Genomic DNA, 15,450 nt, shown 5'->3' with positions numbered 1-15,450 from the left:
GGTGTTATCCCGTGTTTATGAGCAGACAGGCGTACGATTGGAGTTACGCGATCTGTTCCTTCACCCCGAATTACATGCCCTTGCATTGTTACTGGAACAACGTGAGCAGACGGGCTATCAGCCTATACCAGTAATCTCACAACAGGAATATTATCCTTTATCGCATGCGCAGCATCGTTTATGGGTATTGGACCAGTTTAAGGAAGTAGCAGTTGCTTACAACATACATCTCTGTTACCGGTTGAAGGGTAGTATTGATATTCCATTACTGGAAGCTGCATTCAGGTATGTGATCGGTCGGCATGAAAGTCTCCGCACAAAGTTCATCAATCAGCATGGCGTCCCTTTTCAACAGATTACAGATACGACATTTGTTCTCGCATATAGTGACCTGTCGGCTGTTACAAACAAAGAACAGTTGGTGTTAAAAGCGGCAGAAGAAGCAGTGGCTACTCCTTTTAATCTGGAAGAAGGACCGCTGGTACGTGCATGTATCTGGCAGTTGGAAGCCGGAGCATATGTATTTGTGCTCGTGTTACACCACATCATTGCCGATGAGTGGTCTATGGGAATATTGATGGAAGAACTATTGGCCGTGTATAATGCTTATCGGGAGGGTAATCAACCTGCATTAAACAACCTTACTATACAGTATAAAGATTATAGCGCCTGGCAGCAAGTGATGTTGCGGGAGGGAACAGCTGTGGCAGCCAGAAAGTACTGGACACAGCTCCTGCAGGAGCCGCTGCCGCTGTTGTCTATGCCAACAGACAGGCAGAGGGAGCCCATTATGACTTATAGTGGTGAACGTATTGACTTCGTTATTCCTACCATTACATTTAAAGCACTGCAGCAATTACTGAAGGAGGAGAACAGTAGCCTGTTCATGGGCCTGTTGTCGCTGGTATATGTGCTGCTATACCGTTATTCGGGACAAAAAGATATGATAGTAGGCACACCGGTGGCCGGACGGGATCATCCTGCGTTAAAAGACCAGGTTGGTTTTTATGTCAATCTGCTTGCCTTACGGATGCAACTGGATACCACTGTTAGTTTTACCGGTTTGCTGAATAAGGTGAAGACACTATTGCTGGATGCATATACCCACCAGGAATATCCTTTCGACATCTTACTGAAGGAACTGTCGCTGAAGAGGGACCTGAGTCATTCTCCATTATTTGATGTAATGATGGTATTGCATGACGGAAGGAAATCAGTGGGGTTGAAAGATATCAGCGCAGAAGAAATAAAGCTGGAAACAGGTTTCAGCAAGTTTGACCTGACCTTTTTGTTCACAGAAACAGACGGTGAATTAGGACTTACATTGGAATATAATACGGCCTTATTTGATAGAGAAAGGATACAAGGGCTGGGGAATCATTTCATACAGCTAACAGCAGCATTTGCGATAGATCCGGATTGTATCGTCAGGGAAGTAGAAATACTATCAGATGAAGAGAAGCATCAGTTACTGGAAACCTTTAACGGACCGGTAGCGGCGGCATCTGAAGAAACACTGGTAAGCCGTTTCGAAGCACAGGCACGGCGTACACCACAACAAATTGCCTACCTGGATGAAAATACAGAGCTGGATTACAGGACATTGTCCAAGCGTTCTACACAATTGGCCCGATACCTGGTTACTGTCTGTGAAGTAAGATCACAGGAACCGGTAGCACTGATCATGAACAGGAGTGAGTGGTTAATTGCCGGGATGTTAGGTGTGTTAAAAGCAGGTGCGGCATACCTGCCTGTCGATGCCAGCCTGCCGATAGAGAGGATCAGGTATATGCTGGCAGATGCAGGTGTTAAAGTTGCACTGTCTGCTATACCCTTCAGTAGCGAAGATGTAACAGTATTACCGGCAAATGTATACTGGGAAGAGGTTGGGCAGGATTGGGATATTACGATACCGGAAGCAGATGACCTGGCGTACGTCATTTATACCTCCGGATCTTCGGGCAGGCCTAAGGGAGTGATGGTTGCTCATGCGAGCATCGTACAGTTGTGCGACTGGCATACAAGGGCCTTCCAGGTAAATACAAGCAGCAGGGCCACCTTATTTGCCGGTGTTAGTTTTGATGCTTCCGGTTGGGAAATATGGCCCTATTTGCTAAACGGAGCTACCTTGTACCGTGTGCCGGAAGCCGCAAGAACGGATATGGAGCTACTTGGTAGTTTCCTGACAACACACAATATCTCCCATAGTTTCCTGCCAACAGCTGTTTGCAGAACACTGCTGAACAGCGGAGTGGCATTAAATGGAGATCTGACATTGCTGACAGGAGGAGAAGCATTGGGATATATACCTTCACCTGTATGCAAATTGTATAATAACTATGGCCCTACTGAATCGACGGTAGTAACTACCTCTTTCCATGTAACAGAAGGCACAAAAGGCGCTGTACCTATCGGCAAGCCAATCGCAGGAAGGACGGTATATATACTGGATGAGAACATGCGTCTGCAGCCCGTAGGCGTCAATGGCAGATTATATATAGCAGGCGAGGGGCTTGCACTTGGTTACCTGGGATTACCAGCACTGACAGCGGCGCGGTTCGTCGCCAATCCTTTCCATAAAGGAGTGATGTATGACAGCGGAGATACAGGAAGATGGCTGGCTGACGGGAATATTGAATTTACCGGACGTTCTGATGAACAGGTGAAGATCAGGGGGAATCGCGTAGAGCCGGCGGAAACAGCTCATCTGCTGATGGAGCATGAGCGCATCCAACAAGCAGTCGTATGCGCATTCGGTAATACGGATGATGTATTGCTGGCCGCCTATTATGTAGGTGATGATGTTAGTCCGCCACTGCTGAGATCCTGGTTACAGGATCACCTGCCGGAATACATGATACCAGCCTATTTTATCAGGGTGCCTGCCATACCCCTCACCGTGAATGGAAAAACAGACAGGGATGCATTGCCCGCACCAATTCCTGTTAATACAGATTTTACGGCGCCCAGAAATGAAACAGAAGGAAAACTGGCTGTTATATGGCAGGATATACTGGGTGTTGCAAGAGTTGGCATAGATGACAATTTCTTCCTGTTAGGAGGACATTCACTGAAGGCAATACAGGTATTGTCAAGAATACATAAAGAGTTTTCAATAAAGCTGGATTTAAGCAGTTTATTCCAGCACCCCATACTCTCAGACTTCCATGATGAAATAGCCGTGCTGATATGGGCTAAGAGCACGCAAACTGATGTAACCACTATTACGAATCCCACAAAAATTGACGAGATAGTATTATGAGCATAAGCCTATTGTTAGCCAGGTTGAAGCAATTGCAGATAAGCCTCCAGTTGAAAGATGGTCAGCTGAGTATCAGTGCCCCTGAGGGGGTACTTACGCCCGAACTTATACAGGAACTAAAGAAAGAGAAGCCTGCCATCACTTCGTTCCTGCGCAACCTGCAGGGAGGAAATTATCAGAAAATAAAACCGGTACCACAGCAGGAACACTACCAGGTATCACATGCACAGCGACGTTTATGGCTGATGGATCAGTTTGGAGATACCACAGCAGTGTATAACATACCTATGATCTGCAACATTCGTGGTAATCTCGATATCGGGGCAATGGAGAAGGCGTTTCAGACAGTGGTACAACGTCATGAAAGTTTAAGAACGGTGTTTCTGTTGTCAGACGGTGAGCCTCGTCAGAAAGTACTGCCTGTATCAGATGCGGACTGTCAACTACTATACGAGGATCTGCAGGCGCTGCCTGATCCTTCAAAAGCCGCCTGGGAAAGGATAGCGCATGTCATTTCCACGCCCTTTAATCTTCAGGAGGGCCCATTATTGAGAGTATGCTTGTTGAGAGTAGCGCCGCAGGTATCCCTGTTTGCTTTCTGTATTCACCATATAGTGGCAGATGAATGGTCTATGCAGTTGCTCGTGAAAGAGATACTATCATTATATGATGCCTATTCACAGGGAATAGGCGTAGAACCTGTTACATTGGAGATCCAGTATAAGGACTATGCCGCCTGGCAACTGGAATCATTGAATGAGAGTAGTGGGCAGGACCAACAGCACTACTGGCTGGAGCATTTGAAAGGTCCATTGCCGGTACTTGAACTGCCGGCAGATCATCCCCGTCCGCCCGTGCAGACTTATAACGGAGAACGCGTAACGGCAATGATCCCGGTAGAACAACAACAGTTATTTGCTACGCTGGTACAGAAACGTACGGCCTCTGTTTTCATGGGACTGGTGGCTATTGTAAAGACCTTACTATATCGTTATACGGGGCAGGAAGACCTTATTGTGGGAACACCGGTGGCGGGCAGGGAACATCCTGACCTGGAAGACCAGATCGGCTTTTATGTGAATACATTGATCCTACGTACGCAGTTGGATGGAAAGAAAGGATTTAATGATCTGTTGGATAGTGTAAAGGAGATGGCTTTAAAGGCTTATGCCAATCAGCACTATCCATTCAACCTGCTTGTAGAAGAACTGGGCCTTAAACGGGATATCAGTCGCTCTCCCATATTCGATGTAATGGTGGTACTGCAGGATGCGAATGAAAGCATACCGCTTAAACTGCCTGGTGTAGATGTACAGGAACTGGATATTCCTCTCTCAGGAAGCAAGTTTGACCTGACATTCTACTTCAAGCAAAAAGCCGAAGGCCTGCAGATAGAACTGGAATACAACAAAGACATTTTCAGCCGTACCAGGATAGAACGCATGGTAGCCCACCTGGAAGGTTTGCTGAGAAGCGTAGTGGTGTCACCAGATGCAGCTATCAGTGATCTGAAGTATATAGCGCCAGCTGAAGAGCAATTGATACTTGAACAGTTCAATGATACTTCAGTTGAATTTCCCCCATTTATTCCGGTACCGGCACTCATTGCAAAGCAGGCGGCATTACATCCGGAGAAGACAGCTGTTGTTGCCGGTGGAATCCAGCTAAGCTATGGCGAGTTAGCAAGAAAAGCAGGCTTGCTGGCAGCTTATCTGCAACAACAGCAGAAGCCCGGCGATAAGGCGCCTGTGGGTATTCTACTGGAGCGAACGGAGTGGTTGCCTCTTGCAATACTGGGTGTTTTACAGTCAGGTGTCGCTTATTTGCCGATAGACTATAATGCGCCGGCAGAACGTATCTGTCAGATACTGAATGCCAGTGGCGCCAGCCTTGTATTGACCAGTGAAGGATTACAGGAACTCTTATCCAACTATGATGGGCAGACTGTAATTGTTAATAACAAGACGATATACAATAATGCAGCAACGTCGCAGGCTGCAATGATAGCTCCTGATGATCTCGCATATGTCATATATACTTCCGGATCTACCGGGCAGCCGAAAGGCGTAGTGATCAATCATGCAGCGCTTTATAACCTGGTGCAGGCAATGAGTCACGAAACAGGTATTAATGAAACAGATAAATGGCTGGCGGTTACAACCGCCTCATTTGATATGTCTGTAGTGGAATTGCTGCTACCATTGGTGAACGGCAGTCAGCTCGTTGTGGCGACAGGTGATGAGGTATATTCGACAGATGCATTACAGACGCTTTTAGACGATGATATTACAATGATGCAGGCCACACCCGGTATGTGGCATCTGCTCACAGAAAGCGGCTGGAAAGGCCGCCCCGGGTTGAAGATAATTACCGGCGGAGAAGCCCTTGGTATTTCACTGGCACAACGTTTACTGGATCGTTGCGGTACCCTATGGAATATGTACGGTCCTACGGAAACAACTGTGTATGCTACCTGGCATAAAGTAAGGCAGGCAGCAGATGCTATACTGATTGGCCAGGGGATTTCCAATATGAAGGCATATGTGCTGGATGCTAACCGGCAATTGTTACCGGTGGGTGTACCCGGAAGATTGTTTGTCAGTGGCGCCGGATTATCAGACGGCTACCTCGGACAGCCGGAATTGACTGCAGGCAGGTTTATAGATAACCCTTTCCGTCAGGGAGAACGCATGTATGATACAGGTGATATCTGTTGCTGGACAGCTGAGGGCTACCTCAGGTATTATGGCCGTGGTGATCATCAGCTGAAGATACGCGGATACAGGATTGAGCCGGGGGAGATAGAACATATATTGCTGCAATATGCAGGCATCAATCATGCAATTGTATGTGCCTTTGAACGGGAGAATGAGAAATACCTGGCCGCTTATTATACCAGCCAGGACAATGTATCGGAAGATACCATACAGCAGCATCTACGTCGTTATCTGCCGGATTATATGGTACCCGCTTATATTCTTCGCCTGGAGGAATTTCCGCTCACGCCGAACGGAAAAGTAGATCGTAGCCTGTTGCCTGAACCGGAACGTAAGCAGGTACAGTATGTAGCTCCCAGAAATAAGACAGAGCAATTGCTGGCTACTATCTGGGAAGAAGTACTGGGCGTGGAACGGGTAGGTATTACCGACAACTTCTTTGCATTGGGCGGACATTCCCTGAAAGCCATACTTGTATTATCCAGGATACAGAAAGAACTATCACTGAAACTGGAACTGCGTGACCTGTTTATGCTGCCCACCCTGGCCGATCTCTATGCTGAAATAGAGATTATGGAATGGGCCAGGGATAGTCAATATGAAAAATTGAGCACCAATAAAACCGATGAGATCATTTTATGAGCATCCAGCGTTTACTTTCCCGGTTAAAGGAATTAAAAGTTCAACTCAGGCTGAAAGATGATAAGCTCAGTATTACTGCGCCTGACGGTGTACTGACTGAGGAGCTGATTGCGGAGATCAGATCGAATAAGGAGTTGATCACAGGCTTTCTGAAAAATATTGAGCACGCCACTTTTCGGGAGATCCCACAGGTAGCGGAAAGCACCTGTTATGAATTGTCGCCCGGACAAAAGAGGATGTGGTTATTGGAACAGAAAGGACAGGGGCAGCTTACCTACAACATGTTCACCGTATATACCCTGGAAGGGCCGTTAAATAAAACGGCCTTGTCCAGCGCCTTTGAGGCACTGGTTGAGCGTCATGAGAGCCTGCGCACAGTGTTTGTAGTAACAGATGGTATGCCGAAATCATGCATCATACCTTTCAATGATTGTGGTTTCGAAGTAGTGTGGTGCAGACCCGATAATGCAGAAGATTACCTGGAGGCTGTTGCCAATACTCCCTTTAACCTGCAGACAGGGCCACTGTTTAAAGTAAATATCCTGGAAACAGGCGAACAACAGTTTATGTTGTTATTATCCATGCATCATATTATTTCTGATGAATGGTCCATGCAGGTAATGCTGCAGGAACTGCTGCTCCTGTATAATGCTTTTGATACGAATACGAAACCAGCGCTATCGCCACTTCCTGTTCAGTTTAAAGATTATGCGGCCTGGCAGTTGCAGCATTTGCAGGGAGAAAAGATAAATGCACATCGTAGTTACTGGCTGGATCATCTCAGCGGCAAACTGCCGGTACTGCAATTACCATTGGATAAACCAAGAGCAGATGTGCTGACCTATCATGGCGCACAATACAATTTTACATTTAGTGATAATGCCGGCCCACAGTTACAGCAATATGTGCAGTCAAAAGGTGCCACACTTTTTATGGGATTGCTGGCATTGGTGAAAGCGTTGCTGTATCGCTATACAGCGGCTGAAGATATTATTATCGGTACACCCATAGCAGGTCGTGAACATCCCGATCTGGATGGAGTGGTCGGCAACTTTCTGAATGCACTGGCGCTGAGAACGAGAGTGGATGGCACTACAGGATTTGATCATCTGCTGGAAAATGTGAAAGCAACCGCATTAAATGGGTTTAGTCACGATATATACCCGTTTGATCAGCTGGTGGAAGACCTTGGCATTACACCAGAACCTAACAGGCATCCCTTGTTTGATGTGGTCGTGATCATGCAGAGTGAGCAGCAGCGTCAGCGTGCTTTTCCTGCCATGAATGGCATTACAATAGATACCAGGGCGGTAGATCTGAAGATCAGTAAGAGTGATCTGCGCTTTCAGTTTGTCTATGATAATGGCATACTGGAAGGTGGTATTGAATATAATACGGATTTGTTCAATGCATCAAGGATAGCTGTAATAGCCGCAGATCTTGACCGTCTGCTGGCTACCGTTCTTGTTAACCCCTTACTGCCATTACAACAATATGTATACCATGATAAGACGATGCCGCAGGGAGCAGTAGATTTTGATAAAGTGATGGCGGCTCCTGTATATCCGGCATTACATACTGTGCTTAATGAAACCGCGCGCAGGTTTGCTGCAAATATTGCTATATCCTCAGGCAAAGAACAACTGACCTATAGCATGTTAGATGAGAGAAGCCGGCGCCTGGCACAGTTGCTGATTTTGCTTGGTGTTACACCAGAGACCTGTGTAGGTGTATTTCTGCCTTCCGGAACAAGGCAGGTTGTTTCCCTGCTTGCCTGTTTGCATAGTGGTGGCGTATATATGCCACTTGACATACAACAGCCATTGACCAGGAGTTTGCACATACTGAAGGAGCAATCCCCACAGGTTCTTATTACAGGCATGGAAGACCTGGAGCATGTAAAAGCAATCAGTCAGCAACTGAAGATCAAAGTGCCTTACCTGCTCGGAGTACCTGGATTAACTACTGCGTTGCTGGAAGGCCTGGAGCTGGATGATATTTCGTTAATAGATAATTCGGCAGAGCAATTACAGCTGTACGCTTATAATGGGACCGGGTATGTATTGAGTGGCATTGCATTGCCTGTGCTAAGTGGAGAGATCATTCCTCCATATGCAGGCACTTATGTCTTCTTTACATCCGGGTCAACGGGATCCCCCAAAGGAATTAAAGGGGATCTGCGGAGCCTTGCGCACTATATACACTGGCATAGGGAAACCTATGAGGTGGGAAGTAAGGACAGGATAAGTCAGCTGGCGCCTGCTACATTTGATGCCTCACTGAAGGACATACTGGTAGCGTTAACCAGCGGCGCCACACTTTGCATTCCTGAGCCGGAAGAACGTTTTCAGATGGCTTTGTTGGTACAGTGGTTGGCCGTAAGCAATATTACAATCCTGCAGACAGTACCTTCTCTGTTCAGGCTTATCATCAAAGAACTGGCATCGGCTGACAGCCGTTTGCGGTCGCTCCGTCTGGTAGTACTGGCAGGAGAACGATTGTATGGACGGGATATTCAGCAGTGGCAAGCAATCAACGGTAATGATGCATTGATCGTGAATATGTACGGTCTCACAGAAACGACAGTACTGAAAAGCTATTATCCGGTAGTAGAATGGACAGGAGCCGCAGGCGATATTGTGCCTGTCGGACAGCCGATCTCTAATACCAGTATTGCTGTTATCAGGAATAATGTGCTATGTGTGGCAGGGGAAATAGGGGACGTGTATATTAAAAGTCCTTTTGTAAGTCTGGGGTATACAGATCCTGCGCTGACAGAAACATTATTCGTAAAGAACCCATTGGTGAATGACCGTGTGGAATACGTATGCCGGACCGGTGATGTTGGTCGCTATCGGGAAGATGGTATGCTGGAATTACTGGGACGTAACGATGACCAGATAAAACTTCATGGCGTAAGGGTAGAACTGGGGGCGATAAACAGTACCATATTGCAACTGGAAGGCATTACGCAGACAGAGTTGATCGTACGGCAGCTGGAAGACGGGGGGCAGGTACTGGTTTGTTATTATACAGGACAGGAGTGGAAGAGCGAAGTATTACGGAAGGAACTGGAACAACAGCTGCCCGCAAGCTATCTGCCGGCATACTATCTATGGATGGAGGCTTTTCCGTTAAACATTAATGGGAAGGTAGACCGTAAAAGATTACCCCAGCCGGAAGCACTGTTATCCGGCGACAAATACAAGGCGCCTTTGCCAGGAACAGAGCAGGATATCAGCTTGCTGTGGAAACGTTTACTCGGCTTAACACGTATCGGACGCGAAGAATCATTTTTTGTGGTAGGAGGCACTTCGTTGAAAGCTATACAGCTTATTTCCCTGATCTTTAAAGAGATGGAAGTGCATCTGAGTATCAAGGAAATCTTTGATCATCCTACAATTGCGGCACAGGCTCTCCTGGTAAGCAAAGCGCAGAAGGCATTATATCAGACTATTCCCCCGGTACAGCCACAGGAATACTATGATCTGTCGCATGCCCAGAAGCGGATCTGGATAGCAGCACAACAGGAAAATGTTTCCTTGTCGTTTAATGGACTTGAAATATACCGGCTGCAGGGTACATTGGATAAAGCAGCTTTGATAGCAGCTTTCAACGCCTTGTTGCAAAGGCATGAAAGTCTCCGCACTACATTTGTATTGGTAGACGGATCTCCTAGGCAACGCATACGCACGCTGGAAGAAAGTGGTTTTGCTGTGAAGTATGCGGAGCTTGAAACAGTCCCTCCCGAGATGATCAATACAATAGCCAGAACGCCGTATAATCTGGAAGAAGGGCCGCTCATGAGAGTGCAGTTGGTAAAGACAGGCGAACAGTCATATATACTGCTGTTCGGCATTCATCATATCATTTCTGATGAATGGTCTATGCAGCTGATGTTGAGAGAGCTGCTGGTGCATTATAATGCCTATAGTAATAAACGCGACATTTCACTGTCTCCTTTAAAAATACAGTACCGTGATTATGCTGCCTGGCATAGCAGGCAGCTTTCAGGTACCGCTGTTCAAACGCTGCAGCAATATTGGTTACATACGCTGGAAGGTCCTTTACCACGGCTGATATTACCAATGGACCGCCCCAGGCCGGAAACCCGAACCTACGACGGTGTTCAGTATGGTTTCAGTATTGACACCACGAATGCCCATGCATTTATGGCTTACCTCGAAAGAGAAAGTGTTACCCCTTTCATGGGATTGCTTGCACTGGTAAAAGCTTTGCTGTTCAGATACACTGCAGAAGAAGATATCATTATTGGCACGCCGGTGGCAGGTCGCGATCATCCGGACCTCGAAGACCAGATTGGTTATTATCTCAATACCCTGGCCTTGCGTACGCAGGTATCCGGTGATATCCATTTTGGAGAGCTGTTACAGCGGGTAAAGAAAACCGCCTTGTCTGCCTTTGATCATCAGCTATATCCTTTTGATGCGTTAGTGGAAGATTTGGGGGCAGGAACAGACCAGAGCAGAAACCCCCTGTTTGATGTAGTGGTCGTATTGCAGAATATCCGCGTGCATGAGGGGCCGGAAGCAGCATTACAGGGACTGAGCGTGGAAAGAGAGCGGGTAGATGTAAAAACCAGCAAGGGAGATCTGCGTTTTCAGTTTGCGTTGGATAATGGTTTACTGGAAGGTAGTATTGAATATAATACAGCATTGTTCGATGAGAAGCGGGTGGCTAATATGGCTGGAGACCTGGATCGGCTGCTGGCTTCCATCATAACAACTCCTGGTTTACCATTAAAACAGCATGTGTATCATAATCACTTAATGCCAGCATCGGCAGCAGATTTTGATAAAGTAATACCGGTACAGGAATTGCCAGCCATACACACTGTATTCTCGTCAATTGCCAGAGAGTATCCTGCAAAATATGCTGTCGAAACACCATTGGAAAGCATTACATATGCAAGTCTGGAAGCAGACAGTAACCGTTTAAGGGATGTATTGTATACGCTGGGAATAGTGCCTGGAGAGATCGTAGGTGTATTATTACCTGCCGGTATTCGCCTGGTCACCGCCTTACTTGGTTGTCTGAAAGCCGGTGTTATATATATGCCGCTGGATGTTGATCAACCTGTCGGCAGGTTGAAAAATATACTGGAAGCACAGCGTCCGGGTATACTGATCGTGGGATCAGAACATGTCGAAAAATTATCGGGCATAGCTGTAACACCATACCTGTTGGGAATGCCGGCATCTATGGGGTCTCTGGTAAAAGGATTGGAGCTGGATGATATTTCTGCTATTGCAGTGGCTTCGCAGGAACTGCAGCTGATGAAACTTGAAGGGGAAAACTACCAGGAAGTTGACATCCCGGTAACACACACTAGTCCTGTACCAATTATCGGCAATAATGCCGCCTACATTTTCTATACATCCGGGTCAACTGGTGCCCCGAAAGGTATTGTCGGCAGAACTGACAGCCTTGCCCACTATATACACTGGCATCGGGAACACTACGCCGTTACTGCTGCTGACCGTATCAGTCAACTGGCGCCTGTTACATTTGATGCTTCATTGAAAGATATCCTGGTAGCATTAACAGCCGGTGCAACACTCTGTATGCCTGCACCGGAAGATCGTTACAGACCTTATCAATTGGGGCCTTGGTTATCAGATACAGGCATCACCATCCTGCAAACAGTACCTTCCTTGTTCCGGCTCATTACAAAGAGTCTCTTACAGGAACACTGTAATTTGCCTTCCCTGAGGCAGATCGTACTGGCGGGAGAAAAGCTGTATGGACGTGATATCAATCAGTGGAAAAAGATCAATACTATCGCCCGTATGACCAATATGTATGGTCTGACTGAAACAACTATTCTGAAATGTTACTATGAGATTCCTGAAGGAGAATATGAGGCAGGAGCGGTGATTCCTGCGGGTAGCCCCATTAGTCATACCAGTGTTGCTGTGATCAGCAATGATGTTTTATGTGTGGAGGGTGAGATAGGAGAAGTGTTTATCAAAAGCCCGTACCTGACGCAGGGTTATATTGACACTACCCAGACCAGGCAACTCTTCATACAGAATCCGTTGGTGAAGGACCGGGAAGAACTTGTTTGTCGCACGGGAGACCTGGGGCGTTTCAGGAAAGACGGTACATTGGAACTGCTGGGACGTCGTGATGAACAGATCAAACTACATGGGGTACGGATAGAACTCGCGGGTATCCGCAGCACCTTGCTTAACCTGAACGGCATAACGCAGGTGGAGCTGATGCTGCACGAAAAAGAAGATGAACAGACCCTGTTATGTTACTACAGCGGTCAGCATTGGGACAGTGAAGCGCTCAGGCAGCAGCTGGCCAATGAGTTACCTGCCAGCCACCTGCCCGGATATTATATATGGATGGAAAGTTTCCCGCTCAATCTGAATGGGAAAGTAGACCGTAAGAAGTTACCACGGCCTGAAGACGTCATAGACGGAGAGCAGTATGAAGTGCCTCAGAATGGCACGGAACAGGTGTTACTCGGTATATGGCAACGCCTGTTGGGGGTATCCCGCATTGGAAGGAATATCTCCTTCTTTGTAGCAGGAGGCTCCTCGCTGAAAGCAATACAGCTTATTTCGCGTATTTATAAAGAACTGGATGTACAGCTGACCATCGGTGATGCATTTAATCACCCGACTATCGCTGCACAGGCAGCGCTGCTGGATAATGCAAAAAAGGCCGTGTATCAGGAGATCAGGAAATCGCAGGAAAGTACCTTTTATCAGCTTTCTCATGCACAGCGAAGGTTATGGGTGGTTTGCCAGCGTTTAGGCGAAATACAGCCTTTTAATGGCCTTGAAGTGTATTACCTGGAAGGGAACCTGCAGCCGCAGGTATTATCAACGGCACTAGGGTGCCTGCTGGAAAGACATGAAAGTCTTAGAACCGTGTTCGTGCTGGTAAATGGCGAACCGCAGCAACGTATTTGTCCGGTTGACAGCACCGGATTTGATATGATTTATGAAGACCTGTCTGCCGACCCTGCACAACAGGAAAAGATTAAACAACGCAAACTGGCAATAGCAGGTACTCCTTATGAACTGGATAAGGGACCACTGTTAAGAGTGCAACTGTTAAAGACAGGGTCAACATCGTATACGCTGCTCTTTGGCATCCACCATATCATCTCGGACGAATGGTCTATGCAGATCATGCTGAGAGAATTGCAGTTGTTGTACAATGCCGCACTCACAGGTACAACAGCCGCGCTTTCTCCTTTAAGGATACAATACCGGGACTATGCCGTCTGGCAGCTGGAATCGTCAAACGGCCCTGTATTCAAAGAACATAGGGAATACTGGTTATCCAGGCTGGGAGGGGAACTGCCCCGTTTGTCCCTGACTTCCGGTCGCCAGCGACCCGCTGTTCAGACATATAATGGCCGGCATTTCCATTTCAACCTCGAAGCAACACTTGCGGATGGATTCCGGCAGTTGCTGAACAACAGTAACTGTACCTTGTTCATGGGATTGGTAACGCTAGTGAAGACTTTATTGCACCGTTACACCGGGCAGGAAGATATTATCATTGGCACGCCTGTAGCAGGAAGAGAACATCCGGACCTGGAGAACCAGGTAGGGTACTACCTCAACACGATCGCATTACGCACAAAGCTAACGGGTGACGAAACCTTCAGTAGTTACCTGGAACAGGTAAAGAAGATCGCCCTGGAAGGATATGCACACCAGGAGTATCCCTTTGATCACCTCGTGGAAGAACTGGGTGCTGGTACGGATATCTCCCGTAATCCCGTTTTCGATGTCACCGTGATCCTGCAGAATATACAACTGAACAAGGGACAGGATATGACTATGGATGGAGTGACCGTACATGCAGAATTGCCAGAACTGCATATCAGTAAAGGTGATCTCCGTTTCCAGTTTATAGAAAGCGAAGGCAGTATTGCCGGCAATATTGAATATAATACTGACTTGTTTGATACATCACGTATAGAACAGCTATTCCTGGACCTGAAAGCATTGTTAACCAGTGTTGTTACTGACCCCGGTATATTGCTCCGTAGGATCAGTTATATGGAAGATACCCAGGCTGCCCGCATCGAAAAGCAGCAAATTCATTTCATGTCTGATATTGATGAATCTTATTAACAACCCACTAAAGAAACCCAGATGATCGAAGCTTTAATCCCGGAAAAATATATGGTTGAATGGAGTGGATGGCCCCTCACAGACAACCGGTTTGGTGAGGAATTTGACCGTGATGCCCGCATAAGAATGGTAATGGGCGGCAGAAGACTGATCCCCTATTTGCTGAAGAACAGGAAACACCTGAAAGGTGATCTGCTGGAAATCGGCCCCTTTTTCACTCCTTTATTATACTCCCCTGAGTTAAGGGAAGTACTGCCTTCGTCAGCCAGTATCACTTTCCTGGAAAATGACAGTGATGCCGTGGAATGGTTACAGCAGCAGGGCAATTGCCGTTTGCTCAACCTTGATATGAATGCAGCGTCTTTCGCCGGGGATCTGCAGCAGCAGTTAGCTGGTGAAGTATTCGATAATATCATTATTTCCCAGGTGCTGAACTACGTTGACTATATAAGTCTGCTTGCCAGATTGTTCGCATTGGTCCGCCCGGGCGGATATCTTTTTATCAATAATGTTTGTGACTATGGCCTTCCGATACTGTTTTCAGGAAAGCGGCCTTCAGATAATGAATCTGTGATAGCAGCGTCGCTTACTGCAGGATTCAGCATAAAAGAACAACATGTTATCCCGAAGTATTTCAGAAAAGAACCGGCCGACAGGCTGATACTCGTTCTGCAGCGCCCCTGAAATATTGCAAAGATTCCCA

At 47.0% G+C, this 15,450-nt stretch carries 4 protein-coding genes; all 4 read left to right on the top strand.

Annotated elements, in window-relative coordinates; genetic code table 11:
- On the top strand, positions 1-3,262 hold a 3,262-nt coding region (locus CLV42_RS32075; RefSeq protein ID WP_146154542.1), incomplete at its 5' end, for a non-ribosomal peptide synthetase.
- Complete coding sequence (locus tag CLV42_RS32070) at positions 3,259-6,621, top strand: non-ribosomal peptide synthetase (RefSeq protein WP_106606036.1); 3,363 nt, start codon at positions 3,259-3,261, stop codon at positions 6,619-6,621. The genes CLV42_RS32075 and CLV42_RS32070, both read left to right, overlap by 4 nt.
- On the top strand, positions 6,618-14,747 hold the full coding sequence (locus CLV42_RS32065) for a condensation domain-containing protein (protein ID WP_106606035.1): 8,130 nt from the start codon (positions 6,618-6,620) through the stop codon (positions 14,745-14,747). Before CLV42_RS32070 ends, CLV42_RS32065 begins: the two co-directional genes overlap by 4 nt.
- Before the next feature lie 21 nt (positions 14,748-14,768).
- The gene (locus tag CLV42_RS32060) at positions 14,769-15,431 is read left to right on the top strand and encodes a methyltransferase domain-containing protein (protein WP_106606034.1); all 663 of its coding nucleotides are present in this window, start codon (positions 14,769-14,771) and stop codon (positions 15,429-15,431) included.
- The last annotated feature ends 19 nt before the right edge of the window (positions 15,432-15,450 follow it).

Source organism: Chitinophaga ginsengisoli, assembly GCF_003014595.1.
Taxonomy (GTDB): domain Bacteria; phylum Bacteroidota; class Bacteroidia; order Chitinophagales; family Chitinophagaceae; genus Chitinophaga; species Chitinophaga ginsengisoli.
The sequence above is the reverse complement of the archived record's forward strand: the minus strand, read 5'-3'. Positions and strand labels throughout refer to the sequence as shown.